This window comes from Citrobacter sp. Cb041 (assembly GCF_030336655.1).
GTDB lineage: Bacteria > Pseudomonadota > Gammaproteobacteria > Enterobacterales > Enterobacteriaceae > Citrobacter > Citrobacter braakii.
In genome coordinates this window covers 254,728-279,596 of the sequence record NZ_JAOWDD010000036.1, presented here as the reverse complement: position 1 = coordinate 279,596, position 24,869 = coordinate 254,728, and the positions used below count along the sequence as shown (strand labels likewise).

The 24,869-nt window shown below is 52.5% G+C and carries 20 protein-coding genes; 9 read left to right on the top strand and 11 right to left on the bottom strand.

Translation table 11 applies throughout. The annotated features are described in order from the left end of the window. The first annotated feature begins 20 nt into the window (after positions 1–20). Positions 21–863, top strand: coding sequence for a 23S rRNA (adenine(2030)-N(6))-methyltransferase RlmJ (locus OGV52_RS10025; protein WP_287108446.1), 843 nt, complete (start codon positions 21–23; stop codon positions 861–863). A 104-nt stretch (positions 864–967) separates the two neighbouring features. Beyond that, positions 968–2,320, top strand: a complete 1,353-nt coding sequence (gene gorA / locus OGV52_RS10020; protein ID WP_046274489.1) for a glutathione-disulfide reductase — start codon at positions 968–970, stop codon at positions 2,318–2,320. A gap of 66 nt (positions 2,321–2,386) precedes the next feature. On the opposite strand, the gene dinQ is transcribed toward gorA, so the two are convergent. Beyond that, positions 2,387–2,470 (bottom strand): damage-inducible type I toxin DinQ, encoded by an 84-nt coding sequence (gene dinQ / locus OGV52_RS10015; protein WP_003837776.1) that lies wholly within the window; start codon positions 2,468–2,470, stop codon positions 2,387–2,389. 381 nt (positions 2,471–2,851) lie between these two features. Then, on the bottom strand, positions 2,852–4,246 hold the full coding sequence (locus OGV52_RS10010; protein ID WP_016157700.1) for a cytochrome-c peroxidase: 1,395 nt from the start codon (positions 4,244–4,246) through the stop codon (positions 2,852–2,854). Between the two features lie 425 nt (positions 4,247–4,671). Here OGV52_RS10010 and OGV52_RS10005 point away from each other — a divergent pair, with 425 nt between their 5' ends. Further along, positions 4,672–6,321, top strand: coding sequence for an alpha,alpha-trehalase (locus tag OGV52_RS10005; RefSeq protein ID WP_029139724.1), 1,650 nt, complete (start codon positions 4,672–4,674; stop codon positions 6,319–6,321). A 27-nt stretch (positions 6,322–6,348) separates the two neighbouring features. Here the strand turns inward: OGV52_RS10005 and OGV52_RS10000 are convergent, their stop codons facing one another. Next, a complete protein-coding gene (locus tag OGV52_RS10000) occupies positions 6,349–7,938 on the bottom strand; it encodes an STY4199 family HEPN domain-containing protein (RefSeq protein WP_279263697.1) in 1,590 nt (529 codons plus the stop codon). A gap of 167 nt (positions 7,939–8,105) precedes the next feature. On the opposite strand from OGV52_RS10000, the gene OGV52_RS09995 reads away from it, so the two are divergent. Both OGV52_RS09995 and OGV52_RS09990 read left to right on the top strand, forming a co-directional pair. Beyond that, on the top strand, positions 8,106–8,660 hold the full coding sequence (locus OGV52_RS09995) for a GNAT family N-acetyltransferase (RefSeq protein WP_103766977.1): 555 nt from the start codon (positions 8,106–8,108) through the stop codon (positions 8,658–8,660). 71 nt (positions 8,661–8,731) lie between these two features. Next, positions 8,732–9,082, top strand: a complete 351-nt coding sequence (locus tag OGV52_RS09990; RefSeq protein ID WP_181547138.1) for a glycoside hydrolase family protein — start codon at positions 8,732–8,734, stop codon at positions 9,080–9,082. 18 nt (positions 9,083–9,100) lie between these two features. Here the strand turns inward: OGV52_RS09990 and OGV52_RS09985 are convergent, their stop codons facing one another. Together OGV52_RS09985 and OGV52_RS09980 are read right to left on the bottom strand one after the other, a co-directional pair. Then, the gene (locus OGV52_RS09985; RefSeq protein WP_047501367.1) at positions 9,101–9,703 is read right to left on the bottom strand and encodes a helix-turn-helix transcriptional regulator; all 603 of its coding nucleotides are present in this window, start codon (positions 9,701–9,703) and stop codon (positions 9,101–9,103) included. A gap of 547 nt (positions 9,704–10,250) precedes the next feature. Beyond that, positions 10,251–11,009, bottom strand: coding sequence for an SDR family NAD(P)-dependent oxidoreductase (locus OGV52_RS09980; RefSeq protein ID WP_016157705.1), 759 nt, complete (start codon positions 11,007–11,009; stop codon positions 10,251–10,253). A gap of 119 nt (positions 11,010–11,128) precedes the next feature. Between OGV52_RS09980 and OGV52_RS09975 the strand changes: the two genes are divergently transcribed. The 3 genes from OGV52_RS09975 (at position 11,129) to OGV52_RS09965 (ending at position 14,721) form a co-directional block, all read left to right on the top strand. After that, positions 11,129–12,028 carry a LysR family transcriptional regulator gene (locus OGV52_RS09975; protein ID WP_287108444.1) on the top strand — a complete coding sequence of 300 codons (900 nt, stop codon included), beginning with the start codon at positions 11,129–11,131 and terminating at the stop codon, positions 12,026–12,028. Between the two features lie 47 nt (positions 12,029–12,075). Then, on the top strand, positions 12,076–13,104 hold the full coding sequence (gene yhjD / locus OGV52_RS09970) for an inner membrane protein YhjD (RefSeq protein WP_287108442.1): 1,029 nt from the start codon (positions 12,076–12,078) through the stop codon (positions 13,102–13,104). Between the two features lie 294 nt (positions 13,105–13,398). Continuing rightward, positions 13,399–14,721, top strand: a complete 1,323-nt coding sequence (locus OGV52_RS09965; protein ID WP_003023312.1) for an MFS transporter — start codon at positions 13,399–13,401, stop codon at positions 14,719–14,721. A gap of 93 nt (positions 14,722–14,814) precedes the next feature. On the opposite strand, the gene OGV52_RS09960 is transcribed toward OGV52_RS09965, so the two are convergent. Both OGV52_RS09960 and pdeH read right to left on the bottom strand, forming a co-directional pair. Next, entirely contained in the window at positions 14,815–16,875 is a 2,061-nt protein-coding gene (locus OGV52_RS09960) for an AsmA family protein (RefSeq protein WP_019078089.1), read from the bottom strand. Positions 16,876–16,952: 77 nt separating this feature from the next. Beyond that, positions 16,953–17,720 (bottom strand): cyclic-guanylate-specific phosphodiesterase, encoded by a 768-nt coding sequence (gene pdeH / locus OGV52_RS09955; RefSeq protein WP_047415877.1) that lies wholly within the window; start codon positions 17,718–17,720, stop codon positions 16,953–16,955. Between the two features lie 230 nt (positions 17,721–17,950). On the opposite strand from pdeH, the gene kdgK reads away from it, so the two are divergent. After that, complete coding sequence (kdgK, locus tag OGV52_RS09950) at positions 17,951–18,880, top strand: 2-dehydro-3-deoxygluconokinase (protein WP_047358201.1); 930 nt, start codon at positions 17,951–17,953, stop codon at positions 18,878–18,880. A gap of 64 nt (positions 18,881–18,944) precedes the next feature. On the opposite strand, the gene OGV52_RS09945 is transcribed toward kdgK, so the two are convergent. From OGV52_RS09945 to OGV52_RS09930, 4 genes are all read right to left on the bottom strand, one after another. Then, positions 18,945–20,438 carry a M16 family metallopeptidase gene (locus OGV52_RS09945; RefSeq protein WP_047358202.1) on the bottom strand — a complete coding sequence of 498 codons (1,494 nt, stop codon included), beginning with the start codon at positions 20,436–20,438 and terminating at the stop codon, positions 18,945–18,947. 222 nt (positions 20,439–20,660) lie between these two features. Next, positions 20,661–21,947: a C4-dicarboxylate transporter DctC gene (gene dctA, locus OGV52_RS09940; protein ID WP_003023301.1), complete on the bottom strand. Its 1,287-nt coding sequence runs from the start codon at positions 21,945–21,947 to the stop codon at positions 20,661–20,663. Positions 21,948–22,104: 157 nt separating this feature from the next. Beyond that, on the bottom strand, positions 22,105–24,111 hold the full coding sequence (hmsP, locus tag OGV52_RS09935; protein ID WP_287108440.1) for a biofilm formation regulator HmsP: 2,007 nt from the start codon (positions 24,109–24,111) through the stop codon (positions 22,105–22,107). A 226-nt stretch (positions 24,112–24,337) separates the two neighbouring features. Continuing rightward, entirely contained in the window at positions 24,338–24,445 is a 108-nt protein-coding gene (locus OGV52_RS09930; RefSeq protein WP_016154898.1) for a type I toxin-antitoxin system toxin Ldr family protein, read from the bottom strand. Positions 24,446–24,869: the final 424 nt, after the last annotated feature.

Below are 24,869 nucleotides of genomic sequence, written 5' to 3'. Positions count from 1 at the left end.
AACCTGGAACACGTTTACCCATGCTGAGTTATCGCCACAGTTATCACGCTGGCAACCACGCCGACGTCCTTAAACACACCGTCCAGAGCCTGATCATCGAATCGCTTAAAGAGAAAGAAAAACCGTTTCTCTATCTGGATACCCATGCTGGCGCAGGCCGTTATCAGCTGAGCAGTGAGCATGCCGAACGTACCGGTGAATATCTGGAAGGGATCGCCCGTATCTGGCAGCAGGACGATTTGCCTTCCGAACTGGAACCCTACATTGGCGTGGTGAAGCACTTCAACCGTAGCGGCCAGTTGCGCTACTACCCCGGCTCTCCGTTAATTGCTCGCCAGCTGCTGCGAGAACAGGACAGCCTGCAATTAACGGAACTGCACCCGAGCGACTTTCCTTTGCTGCGCGGCGAATTCCAGAAAGATGAGCGCGCACGCGTGGCCAAAGCCGATGGTTATCAGCAGCTAAAAGCAAAATTACCGCCGGTTTCCCGTCGCGGGCTGATCCTTATCGATCCCCCCTACGAAATCAAAAGCGACTACCAGGCGGTGGTGACCGGTATTAACGAAGGCTATAAGCGTTTCGCAACCGGCACCTATGCGCTGTGGTATCCGGTAGTTCTGCGCCAGCAAATCAAACGCATGATCCACGACCTGGAAGATACCGGTATCCGCAAAATTCTCCAGATTGAGCTGGCGGTGCGCCCGGACAGCGATCAGCGCGGCATGACGGCGTCCGGCATGATTGTAATAAACCCGCCGTGGAAGCTGGAACAGCAGATGAACAGTGTCCTGCCGTGGTTGCACAGCAAACTGGTTCCGGCAGGAACCGGTCATACGTCGGTAAGCTGGATCGTGCCGGAGTAATCGCAGTCATCGGTGGAACCTTTTAATTTCAGGTATACAATCGCGAATATTTTGGCGGATGGCGTAACGCTTCTCCGCCCTACAATGAACATGAAGGAGCGGTCATGACCAAGCACTATGATTACATCGCTATTGGCGGCGGCAGCGGCGGTATTGCCTCCATTAACCGTGCAGCAATGTACGGCCAGAAATGCGCGCTGATTGAAGCCAAAGAGCTAGGCGGCACCTGCGTTAACGTTGGCTGCGTACCGAAAAAAGTGATGTGGCATGCCGCACAGGTCCGCGAAGCAATCCACATGTACGGGCCGGATTACGGTTTCGACACCACCATCAATAAGTTCGATTGGGATAAACTGATCGCCACGCGTACCGCTTATATTGATCGCATTCATACCTCGTACGACAACGTGCTGGGCAAAAATAATGTCGATGTGATTAAAGGCTTTGCCCGCTTTGTGGATGCCAAAACCATTGAAGTGAACGGTGAAACCATTACTGCCGATCATATTTTGATTGCTACCGGTGGTCGCCCGAGCCATCCAAGCATTCCGGGTGTGGAATACGGTATCGACTCCGACGGTTTCTTTGAGCTGCCCGCGCTGCCAAAACGCGTGGCCGTTGTTGGTGCAGGCTACATCGCCGTTGAACTGGCGGGCGTAATTAACGGTCTGGGTGCACAAACGCATCTGTTCGTGCGTAAACACGCGCCGCTGCGCAGCTTCGACCCAATGATCGTCGACACGCTGGTTGAGGTGATGAACGCCGAAGGCCCGACTCTGCATACTCACGCGATACCAAAAGCGGTCGTTAAAAACGCTGATGGCAGCCTGACCCTGCAACTGGAAGATGGTCGTAGCGAAACGGTAGATTGCCTGATTTGGGCGATCGGTCGTGAACCTGCCACCGACAACTTCAACCTGGCGGTTACTGGCGTGAAAACCAACGAAAAAGGCTACATCGTCGTTGATAAATTCCAGAACACCAGCGTGCCGGGTATTTATGCCGTCGGCGATAACACCGGGGCCGTTGAGCTGACGCCGGTTGCCGTTGCCGCGGGCCGCCGTCTGTCCGAGCGTCTGTTTAACAACAAGCCGGACGAGCATCTGGACTACAGCAACATCCCGACCGTGGTCTTCAGCCATCCGCCTATTGGTACCGTGGGCCTGACCGAGCAGCAGGCTCGCGAACAGCACGGCGATGATCAGGTGAAAGTGTATAAATCATCGTTTACCGCGATGTATACCGCTGTCACCACCCACCGTCAGCCGTGCCGCATGAAGCTGGTTTGCGTCGGTCCGGAAGAGAAGATTGTCGGTATTCATGGCATTGGTTTTGGGATGGATGAAATGCTGCAAGGCTTCGCGGTCGCTCTGAAAATGGGCGCAACCAAGAAAGACTTTGATAACACCGTTGCCATTCACCCAACGGCATCTGAAGAGTTCGTGACCATGCGTTAATCGCGCTTCAGGAATGTTAAAGGGCAAAGAGGGGTTAGCTCTTTGCCCTTAGTTACGTTTCCGCTATCAGTTCAGCAGTTGCAGCAGATAGCGGATCAGCTCCAGCAACGCGATTAACGCTCCCAGAACGATGATTGCTTTATCAATCACCCGTTTTCTCCATCAGATGGAGTGAGAATGCATCCGCTTACTCATCCATTGCCTGTCACGGCGCATGTCCCAGTGTTAGATGATGGAACTCTCACTCCGGCCAGAGCATCGGCCAACGGCACCACCCGTACAGCCGATCAGGACTTAGAAAGCGTTTAGCGCGCGTCCGGAATGAAAATGCTTCAGAGCTAACTGGATAAGTATACAGTTGTTTTAATCAAAACAACCAGCGTATTCTTGCAATACTACCGGTAAGGTAATACGATTGAAGCGTTAGATGATGGAACTCTCACTTCGGCCAGAACCACCAACTCGGGCTGAAGCGTAAAAAAACCGACGTGAAGTCGGTTTTTTTACGTCCGAATCTGGACCACAGAGAAATTATTTACCCTGCATATACGGTGTATATACCCCATTAAGGCTTTCGAGGAATGCCACGATATCGTCGATATCTTCCTGCGGCAGTTCTTTACCCACTTGATAACGCAGCATCAGTTTTACCGCACCGTCGAGCGTAGGCACATCACCGCGATGGAAATAAGGCGCAGTCAGCGCAACGTTACGCAATCCAGGGACTTTCTGACGCAGCTTGTCACGTAATTCATTGGTGACGTTCATGCGGCCAATATCTGCAGCAGTGACCTCGCCGAAATTAAAGTCCTTTTTCAGCCCCAATGGCTCAAATGAACGTCCGCCTAAAATAATACCGCCATGACAGGTCGCGCACTTATTATCTTTAAACAACTGATAGCCATGTTTTTGCTGAGCGGTTAAGGCCGCTTCATCACCACGCAGCCATTTATCAAACGGCGAATTTGGCGTAATCAGCGTTTTCTCAAACTCAGCAATCGCATCGGTAATATTATCCCCACTGAATCCCTGCGGATAAACGGCAATGAACTCTTGCTTAAGTTGCGGATCCTTGTCCAGTTTCTGGATAATTTCATCCCAGGATTTAGACGCCATTTCGATAGGGTTCAACGGTGGGCCACCGGCCTGCGCCTGCAGTGTTGGCGCACGGCCATCCCAGAATTGCTCAACGTTAAAGACCGAGTTAAATACCGTTGGCGCATTGATAGGGCCAACCGCGCCGCCTACACCGATTGACGTTTTCCGGCCATCCACGCCGCCCGCATTCAGGGCGTGACAGTGCGCGCAAGAAATCGTGCTGTCGCCGGAAATACGCGGGTCATGGTAAAGCGTAAAACCAAGCGCTACTTTGCGGGCATCGGTCGGGATGCTTTCCGGTATCGGCTGTACAGGTTCATTACGATGCTGCGTGGCAGTATCGTTACTGGCGTAGTACTGCTCACGCTGTTTCGCAATCCAGCCCAGGATCTCTGCTCGCTCCGTATCGCTTACTTTGCCAGCCCAGTGCAGTGCGGTATAACGCGTCGGCGGCATGGTCTCGTACTGCATCACCCACTCAATTTTATTCAGATCGCTTTGCGAAACGGGTTTATCCGCGACCAGCGCCGCACGAACGGCCTCCAGATTGAATGATTTGTATCCCAGTTGAATATCGTAATTCATCAACTGCTTAGCGACGGGAAAAGAAGAATAGAAAGGTAATTCAGCCGAAGGAGTGTGACAATAATCGCATCCTTTTTCACGTAAGAACCCTAGTACTTTATTATTTTCTTCCAGCGTAGAGGCCTGAACATCAGCCTGTTTACTCCGTTGATTATCGTGATACCACACATAACCGGATAATCCAAAATAACAAATCGCGACGCCAGCTATGGCAATCACGGTAAGACGGGTAATGATTTTCATTATTTTACCCTCACCGTTGTGAGTTATTGTGACCCAGAAAATTAGAATAATTAATAGACAGTCTTTGTCAGACCTGACCATCATAGGAAATGAGGGGATTACTATTTTGATAAGTATCAAGCAATTACATGGAGGAGAACTATCGATAGAATAGCCTGTGCCTATTATAGAGTTAAACGTTACCAGGTTGTGTTCACACCTCGTTGCAATCGAATGTTCTGAAAATGGAATATCCTCAGGTTGTGCAGAATTCGGAATTCTGCATTATTTTCATTGGGATAGATTTACTTTTTGGATATTGCGCAGCACTAAAATGTGATCGACCGCACGCTTTACTCACCAGATACCGAAGCGAATGTCTACGCTTAATTGACGAGCGGGCAATAGCCTTAATCTTTCAACGTCCATCGGAGGTCTTTCGCATTATGCTCAACCAGAAACTACCCCACGCCCCTTCTGAAGAAATGACGATCGACATCGATCTGCTTTATGAAATGGATCCGTGCGAGTTAAAGCTGGATGAAATGATTGAGGCGGAGCCTGAACCAGAGATGATTGAAGGGTTACCCGCCTCAGATGCGTTAACTCCCGCCGATCGTTACCTCGAGCTGTTCGAACACGTTCAGTCGTCGAAACTGTTTGCCGATAGCAAAACCTTCCCCGACTGTGCGCCGAAAATGGATCCGCTGGATATTTTGATCCGCTATCGCAAGGTTAAACGCCACCGCGACTTTGATCTGCGACGCTTCGTCGAGAACCACTTCTGGCTCCCGGAAACGCCCTCCAGTGAATATGTTTCTGACCCGGCAAATTCGCTGAAAGAGCATATCGATCAACTGTGGCCGGTGCTGACGCGCGAACCACAGGATCACATTCCCTGGTCCTCGCTGCTGGCGTTACCGCAGTCATATATTGTGCCCGGCGGGCGTTTTAGTGAAACCTACTACTGGGATTCCTACTTCACCATGCTGGGTCTGGCGGAGAGCGGTCGCGAAGATCTGCTGAAATGTATGGCGGATAACTTTGCCTGGATGATTGAAAACTATGGTCACATCCCGAACGGTAACCGTACTTACTACCTGAGTCGCTCGCAGCCGCCGGTCTTTGCGCTGATGGTCGAACTGTTTGAAGAGGATGGCGTACGCGGCGCGCGTCGTTACCTTGATCATCTAAAAATGGAGTACGCGTTCTGGATGGATGGCGCAGATTCCCTGGTACTCAACCAGGCCTACCGTCACGTGATCAGAATGTCGGACGGCTCCCTGCTCAACCGCTATTGGGACGATCGTGATACGCCGCGCGATGAGTCGTGGCTTGAAGACGTCGAAACCGCCAAGCATTCGGGTCGCCCACCCAATGAAGTGTATCGGGATTTGCGCGCGGGCGCGGCCTCCGGCTGGGATTACTCCTCGCGCTGGCTACGCGATGCAGGCCGTCTTGCCAGCATACGCACCACTCAGTTCATCCCTATTGACCTGAACGCGTTCCTCTACAAGCTGGAGAGCACTATCGCCAATATTTCCGCACTGAAAGGCGACAAAGACACTGAAGCGCAGTTTCGCCAGAAAGCCAATGACCGCCGCGATGCGGTGAATCGCTATCTCTGGGACGATGAAAACGGCTGCTATCGCGATTACGACTGGCGGCGCGAACAAATGGCCCTGTTCTCTGCCGCCAGTATTGTGCCGCTGTATGTCGGCATGGCAACGCATGAACAAGCCGACCGACTTGCCAATGCGGTCCGCAGTCGCCTGCTAACCCCCGGAGGAATTTTAGCCACGGAGCATGAAACGGGCGAGCAATGGGATAAACCCAACGGCTGGGCGCCGCTGCAGTGGATGGCGATCCAGGGTTTCAAACTTTACGGCGACGACCATCTCGGGGATGAAATCGCCCGTAACTGGTTGAAAACGGTGAATCTCTTTTATCAGGAACACCACAAGCTTATCGAAAAATACCACATCGCCGACGCCGCGCCGCGCGAAGGCGGCGGCGGAGAATATCCGTTGCAGGACGGCTTTGGCTGGACCAATGGCGTGGTACGCCGACTCATCGGTCTGTATGGCGAACCCTAGCAGCTGACGGTCTGAATTATCAGACCGTCAGTTAATCGCATCGTACAGTTCGGCGTGAATTTTCTGCCATTTCTTGTTCTCTGGGCTTGGCTGCGCGCGAACGCGTAGCTCGGCCTGTTCAAGGTCATACTGCTGACGCGCGACAACCGCCGGCACCGAGCAAAAACTTTGCAGATAGCTTTTATGCAGCGATGTGAGCGACGCCCCATTCGCCATCGCATGGCTGACCGTGGTCATAAACTGCCGACATGGCTTACTCTCACTCATCTGCGAAGGGTAACGCAGCAGCAGCCTCAACACCTCGGTATTGCCTGCCGAGAATGCCTGCTCCGTCCACGCCAGCTTCCAGTCCATCCCGCCCTGCAGGAAAAGTGACGTCACACGGGTGTCGTTGCGCTCGATAGCCGCGCGCATGTTAAAGGCATCCCAGGTGATGCCCATTCGGGTCACCGACTCCCGCGCACCAGGGGCATCACGCCGTGGCTCCTCCTGCACGATTTCAACGGATAGCCCGGAAGACGCTTGTGGCGCTGGCGAAGTGAATAACCAGAACGCGCCCAGCGAAATCACCAGCACCATCACGCCGACCGCTACCCACAACATGCCGGAAATCAGCTGGTCACGTTCTTCCGCCGTGCGCCTGGCCCGCTTCTCCGGCGGATCGATACTGTCTGCGATTTCCTGTTTATCGCCCCCTGCCTGCTCGTCTTTTTGCTTTGCGTTTTCCCAAAACTGGCGAACCGTCGCCTCATCGGACGCCAGATACGACGCAGGATTAATGCGCGTACGCCGTTCTTCAAATGCCCGCTGCACAGGGTGAGTAATCTGTCGGTACTGGCAATCCAGCAACAGCAGTTGTACTGAGGTTAGCGGCTGCTGCGCGATAACGCAGTTACGGGCCAGGCGGCAGTCATCCAGGAACATCCTCAGCGTGATACGTGGCTCAACAAACGACATGAGCACCGAGGTGTCGTTAAAAATCTCGCTAAAATGCCGAACGAATAACTTCTTATCGACAACCATCAGCGCCAGTTCGCTAAACATCATGCCGTCCAGCGCATCCCGACTTTCTCCCAGCTTTAACCAGCGACGCAGACGTTCACCGCCAAAGTGCTGTTTCAGGAAGCTGTTGAGCGGATGTTGATCCGGCCATACCCGCGCAATCAGGGATTTGAGGGTTAATTCTATTGCGCGAAGCTGACGCTGCGCCCGCATCTGCGCATCCGGCTCTGCACGTTCAATCTCGGTTGGATACTTCAGGAGGGGCTGTTGCTGGCGCAACTGTTCCAGAGAAGCGACAAAGCGCAGCGCAGAAATCAGCTGGTTTTCACTGACGTCCTGGCCATTTTCATATTGCGGCACGCTCTGCTGAAGATGGCGTAGCCGCAACGTGAACTGACTCAATTGCGCGTCATTCATCTGCAACCGCCTGGCGACAACGCCCCAACCTCCCAGATTCAATCGCGCCTGGTCAAGCTGCTCGAGAAACCAGCGTGGATCTTTACCCTCTGCGACGCGCACGCCAAGCATCAGCAAAATTTCTACCGAGGCCTGCCGGATTATCCCCAAACAATGTTCGAATGGTGTACATGTCGCCTGTAACGCGCTATTGGTCATTATCTTCCCTAAAAGGACCCAAAAAGTGCGGCCTCACAATGGTGTGTAGTTATCTTTTTTAAATGCAGCGCTGTGCCGCCACAGACTAAAACACATTCATATAGCAAATAAATATGTTTTACAGTGACTTCCACACAATCATTGAAAATTATTCTGGAGATAAGCCTGTGCCTGTACTGAAAACCTCGCGTTTGATCTGCCGCCCGCTCACACATGACGACTGGGCGTTTTTCTTAACGTTACAGCAGAACGCAGATGTGATGCGCTTTGTCGCTGACTCGCGTACCGAAGAGGAGATACGGACAGTCTTTGACTCCCGCTTGCCTGAATGGTCTCCCGGCAGTCCACACTGGCTGTGCCTGGTCCTGTGCGATAAGGCATCGGGCGTACCGCTTGGGGTAACCGGATATATTCAGGATAAAAATGAATGTGCCGAGGTCGGCTTTCTGCTCACTCCCGAGGCGCAGGGCAAAGGTTATGGCGCTGAATCCCTGCATGCCGTTTGCGAGTATGCGTTTACCGCCGGAGGACTACGCCGACTGACGGCCTGCGTCACCGCAGGAAACGATGCCTCACGGCGTCTACTGGAAAAAGTCGGGTTCATTCTCGAAGGCACGCTGCGAGAAAGCTACTGGCTACATCAAACCTGGCATGATGACTGGATTTTCGGCCTGTTAAAACAGGAATATCAGCCGCCCGCGCCATCAGGCGTTTTGCTGTAAAAAATGGCTGGATGGCGGCTGGCGTAACGGGGTGTGTTTCTTAAAATAGGTCTTTTTGTACAGAGATTATTATGCCGCTACATTCGACGCAGTTCACGCCCGCCTGTATCGCATTTATTAAGCAATGGCAGGGCCTGTCGCTGGAAAAGTATCAGGACAAAAAGGGGATCTGGGTCATTGGCTACGGGCACGAAATCACCGCAGATGAATCCTTTGATGCCCCAATTATGCTGATGCAAGCCGAAACATTGCTGCTCGCGGATATAAATATCTGCGAGGCATTCATCCATAAGGAAATGCCGCAAATACAAGATCGGTTTCAACAGGAAGCGTTAATTGCATGGATGCTCAGCGTGGGGATTAGCCGGTTTTGCAGTGCTGAATTCTGGCCGTGGGCTATTTCACAGCCAGAAACAGTCTGACTGTGAAATATTTTCCCATTATAGGGTGTCGTTTAGCATCATTGCCGCCTGCGTACGGTTTTTTACCTCCAGGCGCTGATACAGCGATTCAAGATGGGCTTTTACCGTTCCAGTGCTGATATTTAATAATCGACCAATTTGTTTATTAGATTCTCCGGCGGCCAGCATCGTCAGAATCTCCCGCTGACGCGCGCTGAGCAATCTGATATTTTGCCCGCCACATTCGGTCGCTGTGATGCAATCTCTGGGGATAAACATCATACCTATCGCGACGCTATTGAGTGCCAGCGTGAAGGTTTCCGCATCAGAATCGCGCGGAACAATGGCCAGCACGTTTAATTGCGTGACTTCCTGTAGCCATTTTTTACGGCAGTCCGTTGCGGTTACCAGCACTTTTACCTTCGCAAAGCGCGCTGCTATCTGTTGCAGCAAGCTACGGCAGAACTCAGCGTCAAAATCTCCATCCAGCATTACCAGTGCATCAGGATTGTCTTCCAGCGTCCGCCAAAGATCATCTGCCTGACTGACACCCTGAACATTCACTCCTGGAATACGCTCTTGCAAAATTACATTCATTCCATGAATAAATATTGACTGCCTGTCAAACATTATTAACTGCATTATTTATCTCCGTCTGAATAAGATATTAGCCTTAACACGCGGAAGGGTATTATCCGAGGGGCAAAATATGAAGTCACCATTTGGCGGAGGCCATTTTACCGATAGACGGAGAAGAAAGAAGCAGACGTTATAAATAGTTACAGCTGAAACCAAAGAATCACACAAAGGATCAAAATCGGGGTCAAATATTCAGAAATTCCTTAATGTTTGATGTTCAAACCTGGATTACTAATATTAATAATCCGGAGTTTATATTCTTAGCTAAAAATAAGGAACTCACGATAACAGACAAATATGTTACAAAACAAAATATCGCATTAAATGATCATTCGGGCATGAGAATGGGAAGGTGATCATGGTTTCTGATGCAACAAATCCACTCCCGAAGAAGAATGAACTCTTCAGAACGTTTATCCCCGATCTCTTTCAGCACCGCGATCGCGGTATCAGATTCCAAATAATACCGGCAAACGCCACCAGCTATATTTTGACTTCTGATGGCGCGCCAGTTTTCTATTGCTCAAAAAGTTAAGTAAGAGGCTGTCGATTACAGGAACATCCCGCCAGAGACTTCGATACGCTGTGCCGTCATCCAGGCCAGCTCATCGCTGAGCAACGCAGCAATGGCGTCGCCAATATCGTCCGGTAACCCAACACGCCCCAGCGCCGTCTGCGATGCAATGTAGGCATTCAATTGCGCATTATCCCGCACGTTTCCGCCGCTAAAATCCGTCTCGATTGCCCCAGGTGCAATAATATTCGCCGTAATGCCGCGCTCTCCCAGCTCCTTCGCCTGGTAACGGGTTAACACCTCCATCGCCCCTTTCATGGCAGCGTAAGCGCTGTAACCCGGTAGCGCAAAGCGCGACAATCCGGTCGAGACATTAAGAATGCGTCCGCCGTTGTTGATCAGCGCCAGCAGGTTCTGTGTCAGGAAAAAAGGTCCTTTAAAATGGATGTCCAAAAGCTGGTCAAATTGCGCCTCAGTGAACGCCGGATAAGGCGCGTTAATGCCAACTCCGGCATTGTTCAATAAATAATCAAAGGTGTCGCTTTGCCAGTGCGTTTGTAGGGTTTCCTGCACCTGTTTGACAAACTGAGGGAAAGTGGAAATATTTCCGACGTTCAACGGTAATGCTGCAGCTTTACCGCCAGATTGGCGAATTTCATCCACAACTTGCTGCGCTTCTTTTTCATTGCTGTTCCACGTCAGGATGACACCAATGCCTTTACTCGCCAGCTTTAGCGCCGCGTTTTTACCGAGTCCACGGCCGCCGCCGGTCACCAATGCGATACGTTGCGTCATAAGAAACCTCATTTCAGGTGTTGTGAAGATTGAGACAAAGCTTATTAGGTGGTAGAAAAACAATAAATACCGCTTACTGCGCATTACTGTTTCATTTAGAACAACAATAGGGCATGAGAATGGATAAAATTCACGCAATGCAGTTGTTCATCCGCGTCGCAGAACTGGAGAGCTTTTCGCGCGCGGCAGACACCCTCGGACTTCCTAAAGGTAGCGTATCGCGCCAGATCCAGGCCCTGGAAAATCATCTGGGCACACAGTTGTTGCACCGCACAACCCGCCGCGTTCAGCTCACGCAAGACGGCATGATCTATTACGAACGAGCGAAAGATTTGTTGAGCAATATCGATGAACTGGATGGGCTATTCCATCATGACCCGGCCAGCATCAGCGGCAAGCTGCGCGTCGATATGCCGGTTGGTGTGGCGAGAAATCTGGTGATGCCCCGCTTACCGGCCTTCTTGCATCAGTATCCGGGGCTTGAGCTCGAACTTAGCAGCAGCGACCGCCTGGTAGACTTGATCCGCGAAGGCTTCGACTGTGTGGTACGCGTGGGGACGCTGAAAGATTCAGGGCTGATTGCGCGCCCGCTGGGGAAACTCACGCAGATTAACTGCGCCAGCCCGCAATACCTCGCCCGCTTTGGTTATCCGGAAAGCCTGGAGGATTTAGCCTCGCATGCGGTGGTGCACTACTCAGTCAATTTGGGAACGCGTGCGCAAGGCTTTGAAGTGGCGACAGACAACGGTGCTAAATGGGTTAAAACCGGCGGCATGCTGACGGTGAACAGTACCGAAACGTATCATGCGGCATGTCTTGCCGGTCTGGGCATTATTCAGGTACCGCGCGTGGGCGTGCGTGATGCCCTGCGCGCCGGTACGCTGATTGAAGTATTGCCGCAATATCGCGCCGAACCATTACCGGTTTCATTGCTCTATCCGCATCGCCGTAACCTCTCCCGCCGCGTACATCTGTTTATGGAATGGCTGACCGGCGTGATGAAAGACTATGTGGACTGACAAGCTATACTGTCCTGAGAATGAACAGAACAAGGATTACTGCCCTGATGACGCAGGAAAAAGAGATTAAACGCCCCATTCAGGAACTTGAGCACGCACCAATCCCAAAAATTGAGACCCTGGAGCATAAAAATGCAGAAACCAACGGTAAGACCAACCAGGCGCTGAAAACCGCCCTGACCTTCGCCGATAAAATTCAACGCCAGCCCATGATTGCCCATCTGATTCGCGCCGCGGAGAGATTTAACGATCGTATGGGAAATCAGTTTGGCGCCGCCATTACCTACTTCTCGTTTCTGTCGATGATCCCTATCCTGATGGTGTCGTTTGCCGCCGCGGGTTTTATTCTCGCTTCGCACCCTACGCTGTTACAGGATATCTTCAGCAAAATCCTGCTCAACGTCAGCGATCCGACGCTCGCCTCCACGCTGAAAAACACCATCAATACCGCCGTTCAGCAACGCACCACCGTCGGTCTGGTGGGTCTTGCCATCGCGCTCTATTCCGGAATTAACTGGATGGGAAACCTGCGCGAAGCTATTCGTGCCCAGTCGCGGGATGTCTGGGAGCGGACCCCACAGGATCAGGAAAAAATTTGGGTCAAATATCTGCGTGATTTTGTCTCATTGATTGGCTTACTGATTGCGCTGATTGTTACGCTGTCCATTACCTCCATCGCCGGTTCCGCCCAGCAGATGATTATTTCTGCGCTGTATCTCGACGGCATCGAATGGCTGAAGCCCGCCTGGCGGCTGATCGGCCTGACCATCTCTATTTTCGCCAACTACTTGCTGTTCTTCTGGATTTTCTGGCGGCTACCGCGTCACCGACCGCGCAAAAAAGCGCTCATTCGCGGCACGTTTATCGCGGCACTGGGGTTTGAAGTCATCAAAATGATCATGACGTACACGCTGCCATCACTGGTGCAATCGCCGTCAGGCGCGGCGTTTGGTTCCGTACTTGGCCTGATGGCGTTCTTCTACTTCTTCGCCCGTCTGACTCTGTTTTGCGCTGCCTGGATTGCCACAGCAGAATACAAAGACGACCCGCGTATGCCGGGGAAAACCCACCGCTAATCTTTGTTAACTGCCGGATAACGCTGCGCTTATCCGGCCAACCCAATGCTTACGTCGAAATCCTGCGCATTATCAGAATTAAAATCCAGCCCGTAACTTTTGTTTAACCAAAAACCAGTTTTATCATCCAAGTTTTAAATTATGTGAAGCATTTCATGGAAGTGAAATCTCCAGCCTAAAAATTATCCCCTTTTTGCTCTATTTTTGACCGATCGCAAGGTTTGTTACAGATTGAAATGTCTCTTTTGCTGTGCGTAATATGACCTTTCGTTCGACCAAAAATAAGAAAATATTATGCAAGCAACAGCCACAACGCTCGACAACGAACAGGAACACACCCCGGTCAACTCGCGCAATAAAGTCGTCGTCGCCTCACTCATTGGCACTGCCATTGAGTTCTTCGACTTCTATATCTACGCCACCGCCGCGGTGATCGTGTTCCCCCATATCTTCTTCCCGCAGGGGGATCCGACCGCGGCAACGCTGCAGTCCCTTGCCACCTTTGCTATCGCCTTTGTGGCACGGCCTATCGGTTCTGCTGTGTTCGGGCATTTTGGCGATCGCGTAGGGCGTAAAGTCACGCTGGTTGCCTCACTGCTCACTATGGGGATCTCGACGGTTGTCATTGGCCTGCTGCCGGGCTATGAAACTATCGGTATTTTCGCCCCGCTGCTGCTGGCGCTGGCGCGTTTTGGTCAGGGTTTAGGACTGGGCGGTGAATGGGGCGGCGCGGCGTTACTGGCGACGGAAAACGCACCGCCGCGTAAACGCGCGCTGTACGGATCATTCCCGCAGTTGGGCGCACCTATCGGCTTCTTCTTCGCCAACGGCACTTTCCTGCTGCTCTCCTGGCTGCTGACCGACGAGCAGTTTATGAGCTGGGGCTGGCGCGTACCGTTCATCTTCTCTGCGGTGCTGGTGATTATCGGTCTGTACGTTCGCGTTTCGCTGCATGAATCCCCGGTCTTTGCCAAAGTGGCTGCGGCGAAAAAACAGGTGAAAATCCCGCTGGGTACCCTGCTGACAAAACATGTCCGCGTGACGATCCTCGGCACGTTCATCATGCTGGCGACCTATACGCTGTTCTATATCATGACCGTCTATTCCATGACGTTCAGCACCGCCGCGGCGCCTGTAGGGCTTGGCCTGCCGCGTAATGAAGTGTTGTGGATGCTGATGATGGCGGTTATTGGCTTTGGCGTCATGGTGCCGGTGGCGGGCCTGCTGGCCGATGCGTTTGGTCGTCGCAAGAGCATGCTCATCATCACCACGCTTATTATTCTGTTTGCGCTGTTTGCCTTTAAACCGCTGCTCGGCTCTGGCAATCCGGTGCTGGTGTTCGCCTTCCTGTTGCTTGGTTTGAGCCTGATGGGTTTGACATTTGGTCCGATGGGCGCGCTACTGCCGGAGCTGTTCCCGACCGAAGTGCGCTACACGGGGGCGTCGTTCTCGTACAACGTTTCGTCGATTCTTGGTGCTTCCGTTGCCCCTTACATTGCCGCATGGCTGCAGGCGAATTACGGCCTGGCGGCGGTCGGTACGTATCTGGCATCAATGGCGGCGTTAACGCTGATTGCGCTGCTGTTAACCCACGAAACCCGCCATCAGTCATTGTGATTTTTTGGCTGTAACCACCGTCTGCGGCCTACGTTGAGCATGAAATGTAGGCCGCAGAAGTGAAGCGTTAGCGCCATCCGACAACGGCAAAAATCACTTCTTCATTTGCGACAAAATGGTCCGGCATTGATTAGCGTCCCCTTCAGAAGGTGAAATCAGCGCCAGCAAGGCCGCCGCGGGCGTCACCAACGTTGCCAGCGCGGCAGCAACCGCACCGCGCGCAATCAGCGGCCCGGCCTTCACGCCGGCCTGCGGATTCTTAAAGGTGCCGCGAACATACAGCGGCGAACGCAGGGTAATAATACGAATGCCTTTGCTCTCCGGATCGATGGTTAAATCCAGTTGCTCCGACGCAAAACTCGCCGTACCAGTGACATTAATGACCGCGTTTTCCGTGTCGAAGGCAAAAATCTGCGGGCGGGCTACGCCGTTAACAATATCCAGATTCGCCGCCGCGCAGTTTACCCGTACCTCGTCATCACCAAATATCTGTCCAACAAGATAGTTGCCCAGATTCAAGCCAACAATTTCCATCAGATTCCGGCTGATCAAACCGTCGTTCATCAGCAGCTTCAGGTTGCCATTGCTGTTACCAAGCAGTGCCGCTACCGAGTTTCCGCTCCCGCTAAACCTGGCGTCACCGTTCATTTCACCGAGCGTTTTCTGCATCAGCTCCACATCCGGCATCAGCGCTTTTAGCTTCAGGCGGCGAGCCTGGATGTCCGCCTGCCCCCGCATCGGCTTTTTATCTCCTTCCAGATGGATGCTGGAGACAATGCTGCCTCCCGCGAGGCCAAATTTCAGCGGCTGCAGGCGCAGGTCGGCATTTTTCAGGATGATATGGGTGGAGAGATCGCTGATCGGCAGACTGCTGCCGTGCTCAATACGCCGTCCTTTGAAACGTACGTCAGCGTCCATCACGTTCCATTTGTCGGTTTCAAAACGGTCATACGGCAAGACCTTGTCCGCGGGCTGGACGCTCTTCTCACCTTTGCGCTGTTCAGATTGTTTGGCCCGCTCCGCCCCTTTGCCTGAATCCACACCGATCAGCGGCCCCAAATCAGCCAACCTCAGTTGGCGTGACTCAACATCCCCTTTCAGCATTGGGCGCGGCTTGCCGGTGGTATAGGCCAGCGTTCCGTGAATATCACTGTCGCCAATTCGGCCATTAAAATCGCGGTAATCAAAAACAGAGGATTTTTCCGGGTCAATTTTCGCGACCAGATGTCCGTCGGTTTCAAACGGCGGCGTATCCGGGAGCAGCACGCCGGTCAAATCGTACAAATCCCCTAGCGAATCTCCCGAGAATTTAAGCCGCAGATCCGCCCCGCCCATATTCATCGGATCGTTTATCGTACCCATAAACGCCACACGCGTATTACCCGAACGGAAATCAGCCTGAATCGGGAAAGGAGTTCCTTCACCGCGCAGCGCCAGCATTCCGCCTATTTTCCCGCTACCGCTTAGCGGTTCGCCGTTATATCGGCCTTGCGCTTTCAGACCAAACACGTAGTCCTCAATGTGGGCGTTGCTCTCTTTACTTTTTGCGCCAGTCACTTCGCTAAAGGGCAACGGCTTACCCAGCGGATCGACCAGGATCTCAATCTCTGACTTCGTCACCTTATCGTTAATGGCGATGCGCCCTTGGTCGAACAGAATGTTATCCAGCCGGAAGGACCAGGCTGATGGCGGCGCATTGGGATCGCGGTTTTCATCCCCTGCCAGGTTAAAGGTCCAGTTATTGTTTTTCTCCGACAGGCGGATAAGCCGCGCATCGGGTTTGACCAGCTTGATCCACGGGAGCCAGACGGTTTTTGTCAGCAATGCCAGTGGGGCGAGCGTGGCTTCAACGCGCGGGAGATGCACCATGGTGACGTCAGGAATGTCCGGCGGGTTGCCGAGGATGATATCCTCAGCATGAACATGCGGCCACGGAACCCAGCTACGCCAGCCGGTTTCCTGTTTTTGGCGTTCCCAAACCACGCCCAGGTCACCCCGTATGGCGAAGGGACGGTTGAGTTCTGTAGAGACTTTCTGGTTGATGGTCGGTTTGAGCCGGTTCCAGTCAAATGTCGCAATCACGATGATGAGTACGACGATCAACAACAAGAAAACCCCTATTACTGAAGTGGTTATTTTGCCTGTTCTCGTCATGTTTAACCTCCTTACTTTCTTCCTTGCCTGTCCTAAAGATAGTCCAGCAGAGGAAAAGGAGGCGCTCTACATCCTTATCAAAGCGACAGAATTACGTCTTCAAGGGTATCCAGAGGCACTGGACGAGAGAGAAAATAGCCTTGCGCAGCGAAAGCCGGTGAGTTTTGTACATCACGCCACTCTTCCAGCGTTTCAACGCCTTCGACAATCACACCGCGGCAATAGCGGTTCATCAGCTGTAACAGCAGCGTAAAGAGATTGCGGCCCTCCGGCGTCTGGCGCAGCATGACAAACAGATCCCGCGCCACTTTGATATAGTCGTAACTCACTTCGCTCAGAGCCGAGAAGTTTGCCATTCCGGTACCAAAATCATCCAGCCAGAGCGGGCCAAACTCGCACATTGAGGCGAACGACGACCCCTTCGGCAAGCGGATATGTTCCACCAGTTCAAAGCGCAGCCACGGCAAACATTCGATGATTTTCAGGATTTCGGGATCCTGGCGCATTGCAATCAGCGTTGGCCCGTCGACATTCACGGATGCCAGCAGATCGTTGGCTTTGAAAAACGCCCCTTTTTGTTCAAGCTGTACAAGCTGCTCTTTCACCACATCTACACGATGTCGTACGGCCACTTCGGCGAAATAGCGGTCTGGCGCGATACGTTGGGAGGGGTTTTCAGGATGGCTCACGACGGTCAGCAGCTCAACGGCCATCAGCCGCCCGTTGGTCTGATAAATCGGCTGGTAGGTGTAAGCACGCTCGCACTGCAGCCAATAGCGTCTCTCCTGCAAGTTTTCAATACTCGCATCGAGCGTAATTAGCTGCTGGGTAACCTGCTTTATCATCTGAGATGTCCTGTAAATAAGAGTGTGACTGACCGGACTCGTCAAAGGTTATCGGCGCTCAGGCGAAGAACTTTACGTTCAGCCCTACGCAAAATAGAAACTAAGCGGCAAAAAACGACGCAGAATACGTGCTGGCTCAAAAAAATAATGGAACGATGTTTTAATATAGTTGACCACTTAACACCCACAGCGCACACTAACGCTAATTTTTTTCAGAGCAGGTTACGACTATGTCCAGAAAGATTGCCGTGATTGGCGAATGCATGATTGAGCTGTCACAGAAAGGCGCTGACGTTCAGCGCGGATTCGGTGGCGACACGTTGAATACATCCGTTTATATCGCCCGTCAGGTCGATGCTGCGGCACTTTCCGTACACTATGTGACTGCGCTGGGTACCGACAGTTTTAGCCAACAAATGCTGGAATCCTGGCAGAGCGAAAATGTGGATACCTCATTAACCCAACGCATGGAAAACCGTCTGCCGGGCCTCTATTACATTGAAACCGATAGCACCGGCGAGCGCACCTTCTATTACTGGCGTAATGAAGCCGCCGCAAAATTCTGGCTTGAGAGCGAACAGTCCGCCGCTATTTGCGAAGAACTGGCGACATTTGACTATCTGTATCTGAGCGGAATCAGCCTGGCTATTTTAAGCCCGGCAAGTCGTGACAAGCTGCTGTCGCTGCTGCAAGAATGCCGCGCCAACGGTGGAAAGGTCATTTTTGACAATAACTACCGCCCACGTCTGTGGAGCAGTAAAGAAGAGACCCAGCAGGTGTATCAGCAAATGCTGGAATGCACCGATATCGCGTTTCTGACGCTGGATGATGAAGACGCGCTGTGGGGTGAAAAACCGGTTGCCGAGGTGATTGCCCGTACTCACGCGGCTGGCGTACAGGAAGTGGTTGTGAAACGCGGTGCAGACTCTTGCCTGGTTTCCATCGCAGGCGAAGAACTCATCGACGTCCCGGCCGTAAAACTATCGAAAGAGAAGGTTATCGATACAACCGCTGCGGGAGACTCCTTCAGCGCCGGGTATCTGGCGGTACGTCTGACCGGTGGCGATGCCGCTGATGCCGCAAAACGCGGCCACCTGACGGCAAGCACCGTTATTCAGCATCGCGGGGCGATTATTCCTCGCGACGCCATGCCGCAGTAATCTGGCGTTCTGGCAGGCCGGATTAGACGTTAACGTCGCGTCCGGCCTGCAGGTCACGATTCCCTTATTGCACCGGCGGGATGTCCGTCACTTCAGAATGTGATTCATCCGTTTCTACCGACGTTGCCGCGGCGGTAACCGGCGCCATAATGCTATCCCACGTCGCCTGCAGATCCTTCATATTGAATTCAGGCTCACCCTTCGGCTGCAACAGAATTAACGCCATATCTTGCGACAGTTGCTGACGCAGGTCCTGATTCAGCATCTCAACACTCAGGTTGTTCAGGAAGCTCTGACGTAAACGCTGATACTGTTCAGGCGCAATATCCACGACCTGGTTTTGCAGCGAGCGCAAACGCTGGCTGATCAAAATATCGGTATCGGTGCGACCATAGGTGGCAAACAGCTTCTGCAGTTCCAGATTCTTTTGCGCCACCAGCGCATTAAACTCTTCTTCCGGCAGCCCCTTATCGCGCACTTTGGCCAGCTCACGCGCAACCGTGCTGAGGTTCGCGTTCAGCTTACCGTTCGGTGATTCAACGTTAATGGCACATTGCGCGCGCAGGAACAGCACCCGACAGTCAAAGCCAAGGCCAATGTCTTTGGCATTGTTTTTGGTGAGCTCCTGCTGAATGTGCCAGAACAACGCTTCACGGGCTAAATCAGCGCGCCAGTAACGTAACAGCGCGGCAGATTCACGGATCGGCTGCCACGGCGTATCCCACATAATAGACAGGCGATCCTGACGTACCGCATCGGTCATTATGCTTACGGCCTCTGCACGCAGCGGAGAGAGCGTGGGTACCGGCGCAGGCGTTTCACGTTTACCTTTTAATTCGCCAAAGGTTTTATTGATTTGATCGGCCACGCTGCGCGCATCTACGTTACCGACGATAATCAGCGTCATCGCATCCGGGGTATACCATTTCTGGTAGAAGGACTGGATTTTCGTCGCATCAACAGGCGTTTTCAGCGGATCGGCAGGATCGTGACCCAGCAGCGTCGATCCCTTCAGACGATAGCGCCACCATCCCTCTTTGGTATCTGACGGCCAGGTTGCAACCATATCTTCGCTACTCAGCGCATGATTGACCGATTCAGGGGTGATGCTCAGATTACCGGAAATATTCGCCAGATAAGAAAGTGACTCTTTCAGCAGATCGTTGCGGCTGTTAGGCAGACTGAGGTTATACAGCGTGGAATCATAGGAAACGATAACGGGCGGCATGGGACGACTGGGATCGAACCCCTGCTGCCACAGAGAACGGGCTTGCGTAGCATCGAGGCCACCGCTTTGCGTCAGCGCGATACGCGGGATCGCATGGCTGAAACCACTCTGTTGTGTACTTTCGGTGAGTGAACCGGTATTGACCAGCAGGCGAACCTCAATACGGTCGCTGGGGCGCTGGGGAGTGGCTAAGACTTGCCACTGTAAACCATTTGCCAGCGTGCCCTGTTGCCACGCCGGGTCAGGCTGGAGCGCATCTGCCTGCACATAGCCGGCAGTGGCCATCATCAGCAAGCCGCCCGCTAAAAGTCGAATTTTTGTGCCCTGCATGTGAACCCCTGATCAACTATCCTGGAAATAAAAAGACAGTCCGCGAGAGGACTCTCTGAATATGACGTTAAAAACACTTCGTGTTAGACCGCAAGAACATAAAAATGTCACGGAGGAAGTGAAAAAATCCCGACGCCGCCGAATCGGCGGTTTCAGGCACAGGGGTTAATTATGCGCAAACGCCCGCAGTCCTGGAAGGGACTACGGGCATAAGTGGAGAGATTAAGAGGATATTTCGTGCGTTTTGCCATCCGGCGCACGATTATTCAGCACATCATCCAGCTTTTTATGGTCCAGTTCTTTCACCCATTTCGCTACTACAACAGTTGCCACACCGTTACCGACCAGGTTAGTCAGCGCACGGGCTTCAGACATAAAGCGGTCAATACCGAGAATCAGCGCCAGACCAGCAACCGGTAAATGGCCCACAGCGGAGATAGTCGCGGCCAGAACAATGAAGCCACTCCCGGTCACACCCGCAGCACCTTTTGAAGAGAGCAGGAGCACCACCAGCAGGGTTATCTGATGGAAGATATCCATATGGCTGTTGGTGGCCTGAGCGATAAACACCGCCGCCATCGTCAGATAGATTGATGTCCCATCAAGGTTAAACGAGTAGCCCGTGGGTATAACCAACCCGACAACCGACTTGCGACAGCCCAGTTTTTCCATCTTATCGAGCATACGCGGCAGCGCGGACTCGGAAGAAGAGGTGCCCAGAACGATCAGCAGTTCTTCACGGATATAGCGGATGAATTTGAAAATGCTGAAGCCGGTTGCGCGCGCAATCGAGCCCAACACCACAACCACAAACAGAATACAGGTGATGTAGAAACAGATGATCAACTGACCCAACTGCACCAGCGTCCCGACGCCATATTTACCGATGGTAAAGGCCATGGCACCGAAAGCACCGATCGGCGCCAGGCGCATGATCATGTTGATGATGCCAAAAATAACCTGCGAAAAGCTTTCAATCACGTTGAAAATCATCTGGCCTTTGCTACCTAAACGATGCAGCGCAAAACCAAACATAACCGCAAACAGCAATACCTGCAGGATGTTGCCACTGGCGAACGCGCCAATGACGCTACCCGGGATAATATCCATCAGGAAGCCTACGATCCCCTGGTCTTTTGCCTGTTCGGCGTAAATCGCAACCGCTTTGGCATCCAGCGTCGCCGGATCGACGTTCATACCGGCACCGGGTTGCACCACGTTGACGATGATAAGGCCGATGATCAGCGCAATCGTACTGACAATTTCAAAATAAAGCAGTGCAACCGCACCGGTGCGGCCTACGGCTTTCATACTTTCCATGCCTGCAATGCCGGTCACGACAGTACAGAAGATGACAGGTGCGATGACCATTTTGATGAGCTTCACGAAAGCATCACCAAGTGGCTTCATTTGGGCGCCTAATTCAGGGTAGTAATGGCCAAGGAGAATACCTATGGCAATTGCTGTCAGGACCTGAAAGTAAAGGCTTTTGAATATAGAGGTTTTCATAGGGTGTCCTTAAAGTAAAAACCACAGGCCTTGTAAGGTTTTGTTTAACCTGCGGCCTTAAAGTAACACCCACACAACATGACAGAAATGCGCCTGGATCATAATTGATACAGAAATGTTAAAAATTTTGAGCTGGCTCGCACAAGCGAGACCTTTTTTAACTTTTGTAATCAGCGTTTTTCGGCGTCAGATAACGTTCTTCGAAGATATTCGCCGGAACCGGCCGGGCAAACAGGAACCCTTGTGCCACTTCTACCCCCGCTTGTGATAACCATTCGCGTTGCGCTTCGGTTTCGACGCCCTCAGCGATCATCTGCAAATTGAGGCTATGCGCCAACTGAATGATGGCGGAGATCATGCTGCAATCTTCAGGGACGCCATCAACAAACATCTTATCAATTTTGAGTACATCCACCGGGAGCGACTTCATGTGCTGCAGCTGCCGCAGGCCCGCATAGCCCATACCAAAATCGTCCAGCGCGATACGCACGCCCGCGTTGCGCAGCGGGCGTAAAATAGCCACAGCGGCATTAGGATCATCAATGTGCCGGCTTTCGGTCACTTCCAGAATCAACGTCCCAGGCTTGATGCGATAGCGGTTTAGCAACTCCAGCAGATCCGACACCATACTCGGATGCATCAGCTGTAGCGCAGACAGGTTCACCGAGAGCGGCAGCATCAGGCCGCGTTCCTGCCAGGCTGACAGCTGGCGGCATGTCTCCTCCAGCACCCAGTAACCGACCGTCACCATCAGGCCACAGGACTCAATCCTGTCGATTAACCCTTCTGGCAACTCCCAGCTTCCGTCTGGCTGCTGCATTCGCAATAATGCTTCTGCGCTCAATACCTTACCGCTGGACATCTCCACCTGCGGCTGCATCCAGAGCGCAAACTGATGGTTATCCAGCGCGGTAAGAATATCGTTCTCTTCCGTCAAACGCTGTTGCGCCTCTTCCATCTGCAACGGGTCAAAGAACTGAATCCGGTTTTTACCCTTGTGACGCGACGTTAACACGGCTGAGAGTGCGCGGTGGTAAAGCTGTTCTGCGGTCAAATCGCCATTAAACATCGCCACCCCAATGTTACAGGTTGGACGGAGTTGAATGCCCTGAATCGGTAATCGCTCGTTAACGATAGTGAGTACTTGCTGACCTAGCGTAATAGCGTGCCAGGGTTCTTTCACACCATGTGCGATGATGGCAAAGTCATAGCCGCTCACCTGAGTAAGCACCATTCTGGGGGCCAATACTGACTTCAGCTTTTCAACCAGCGTAAGCAGCAGGATTTCCCGCTGGGTCTCGGATAACACACCCGCGGTATCACGCAGGGTTTCGCAGGTGACAATCATCAACGCCGTTGTCTGCTGGCGATTCACAGCCTGCTCCAGCAGCGCCATCAGAAACGACTTGTTGGGCAGCTCAGAAACCGGGAATCGCATTGAATGGTCGCTTTGCTCTTCACTGCGGCGCTGAATCAGTTGCTGATTGAGGTTATAGCTACGCACCAGCAGGCCAATCTCGTCGTCCTGATGCAGACGCGGCAATGCCAGCTGATAGCCAATCAGATCCTGCTGGGGAATGTCGTTCAGCTCACGCGCTATTTTACGTAATGGATGCAAAATCAATCTGTTAATACACCATGAGATGGCTACCGTGAGTATTAACGAGAGAAGTAAGTAAATAGTCACTAACGTGGAGAGCGTACTCATCACGAACTTGTACATACGGTACGAATCCGCCTGCAGCACCAGATACGCCAGCGGTTGCGGATTCGCTGAACGCTCAAGAGAATAGACCGGCAGCGAAATTTGTACCGGAAGTTCAAACAGGCGAGTCACCGTAACCGGAACCGGGCGTTCAGGAATAAAGCTCATCCGCAGCGCCTGAAACTGATTGGGAAGCACCACATCGGCGCGACTGACCACGCCTGCAGGTCGAATACTTCTTAAAATAGCTTCTGCTTCGGGAATATCCCCTTTCAGGATCGTGCCCGACAGAGGCTCACGGACGGAGCGAGCGATACTTTCCAGTTGCGTAGCCGTGTTGTAGCGATTCTGCTGGACCAGATGGAACAACAAAACGGTGCAAAAAATAAACACAAACACCATGACAACGGCCGCAACCATTGCCATCTGCTTAATTGTTAACGAGCGACTGACACGCAAACTGACTCTCCACGGATAGACGAAACTGCCGTCAGAGTATACCCGATCGTAGCGGTATTAAGAGAGGCGGTATCTGAAAACTTCCCAGCATGCATTATCCCGACAGGATAGGCACCTGGCGACGAGATTTATCCGCATTTAAGCCGAAAAAGGCCGCAAGGTTTCCCCCTGCGGCCTGGTTCGGGCGCATGTTGCCATCACGGCAGACAGACGCCCGCAAGGTGCATTACTTCCTGTTACGCAGCCAGCTCACAATCAGGCTGGCAATAATGCCAGCGATGATCGGAGCCGCTAAATCGTGCCAGAAGGCCACGCCTAACTGTGCGAGCGTCATATAGCCGCCTGTGTTGCAATGGCAACTGTTCGCGGCTATTCTTAACTTGTCTGGAGTCAAGTTAGCCCCCGTTTTGTTGCCAGGTTTATACCGAACAACGTGCGGGGGTTTTCTCTTTCCAGCAACCGATGCCGCCGGGGATCAAGCCCCCGCAACATTGCGCCTCACCGGGAATTACCGGCTTGCCGCTGATTCTACGGTAGCCCACTTGCCATATCACTGCGCAATACGCGGCTCTGCGTAGCGCCTCGCATTTCACCTGTTTTCTCACCATTACGCTGGAAAGATTCTTGCCAGTTGGCAACATTCCTGCCGCTCATCAATACAGAAAAAGACATATCTCATTGATATATATACATTCATTTTCTGGCACAGCGATTGCTATTTGACTGTGAGCTGTTCTGTTCCGAATCAAAGGAGATAT

Excerpts from the sequence above, each read along its gene's own strand:
- OGV52_RS10000 (WP_279263697.1), bottom strand. The coding sequence starts at position 7,938 with ATGACCAATAGCGCGTTACAGGCGACATGTACACCATTCGAACATTGT.
- pdeH (WP_047415877.1), bottom strand. The coding sequence starts at position 17,720 with ATGATAAAGCAGGTTACCCAGCAGCTAATTACGCTCGATGCGAGTATT.
- gorA (WP_046274489.1), top strand. The coding sequence starts at position 968 with ATGACCAAGCACTATGATTACATCGCTATTGGCGGCGGCAGCGGCGGT.
- kdgK (WP_047358201.1), top strand. The coding sequence starts at position 17,951 with ATGTCCAGAAAGATTGCCGTGATTGGCGAATGCATGATTGAGCTGTCA.
- OGV52_RS10010 (WP_016157700.1), bottom strand. The coding sequence starts at position 4,246 with ATGAAAATCATTACCCGTCTTACCGTGATTGCCATAGCTGGCGTCGCG.
- OGV52_RS09965 (WP_003023312.1), top strand. The coding sequence starts at position 13,399 with ATGCAAGCAACAGCCACAACGCTCGACAACGAACAGGAACACACCCCG.
- OGV52_RS09980 (WP_016157705.1), bottom strand. The coding sequence starts at position 11,009 with ATGACGCAACGTATCGCATTGGTGACCGGCGGCGGCCGTGGACTCGGT.
- OGV52_RS09975 (WP_287108444.1), top strand. The coding sequence starts at position 11,129 with ATGGATAAAATTCACGCAATGCAGTTGTTCATCCGCGTCGCAGAACTG.
- OGV52_RS09985 (WP_047501367.1), bottom strand. The coding sequence starts at position 9,703 with ATGCAGTTAATAATGTTTGACAGGCAGTCAATATTTATTCATGGAATG.
- yhjD (WP_287108442.1), top strand. The coding sequence starts at position 12,076 with ATGACGCAGGAAAAAGAGATTAAACGCCCCATTCAGGAACTTGAGCAC.
- OGV52_RS09945 (WP_047358202.1), bottom strand. The coding sequence starts at position 20,438 with ATGCAGGGCACAAAAATTCGACTTTTAGCGGGCGGCTTGCTGATGATG.
- OGV52_RS09960 (WP_019078089.1), bottom strand. The coding sequence starts at position 16,875 with ATGACGAGAACAGGCAAAATAACCACTTCAGTAATAGGGGTTTTCTTG.
- OGV52_RS09930 (WP_016154898.1), bottom strand. The coding sequence starts at position 24,445 with ATGACGCTCGCACAGTTAGGCGTGGCCTTCTGGCACGATTTAGCGGCT.
- OGV52_RS10005 (WP_029139724.1), top strand. The coding sequence starts at position 4,672 with ATGCTCAACCAGAAACTACCCCACGCCCCTTCTGAAGAAATGACGATC.
- OGV52_RS10025 (WP_287108446.1), top strand. The coding sequence starts at position 21 with ATGCTGAGTTATCGCCACAGTTATCACGCTGGCAACCACGCCGACGTC.
- dctA (WP_003023301.1), bottom strand. The coding sequence starts at position 21,947 with ATGAAAACCTCTATATTCAAAAGCCTTTACTTTCAGGTCCTGACAGCA.
- OGV52_RS09990 (WP_181547138.1), top strand. The coding sequence starts at position 8,732 with ATGCCGCTACATTCGACGCAGTTCACGCCCGCCTGTATCGCATTTATT.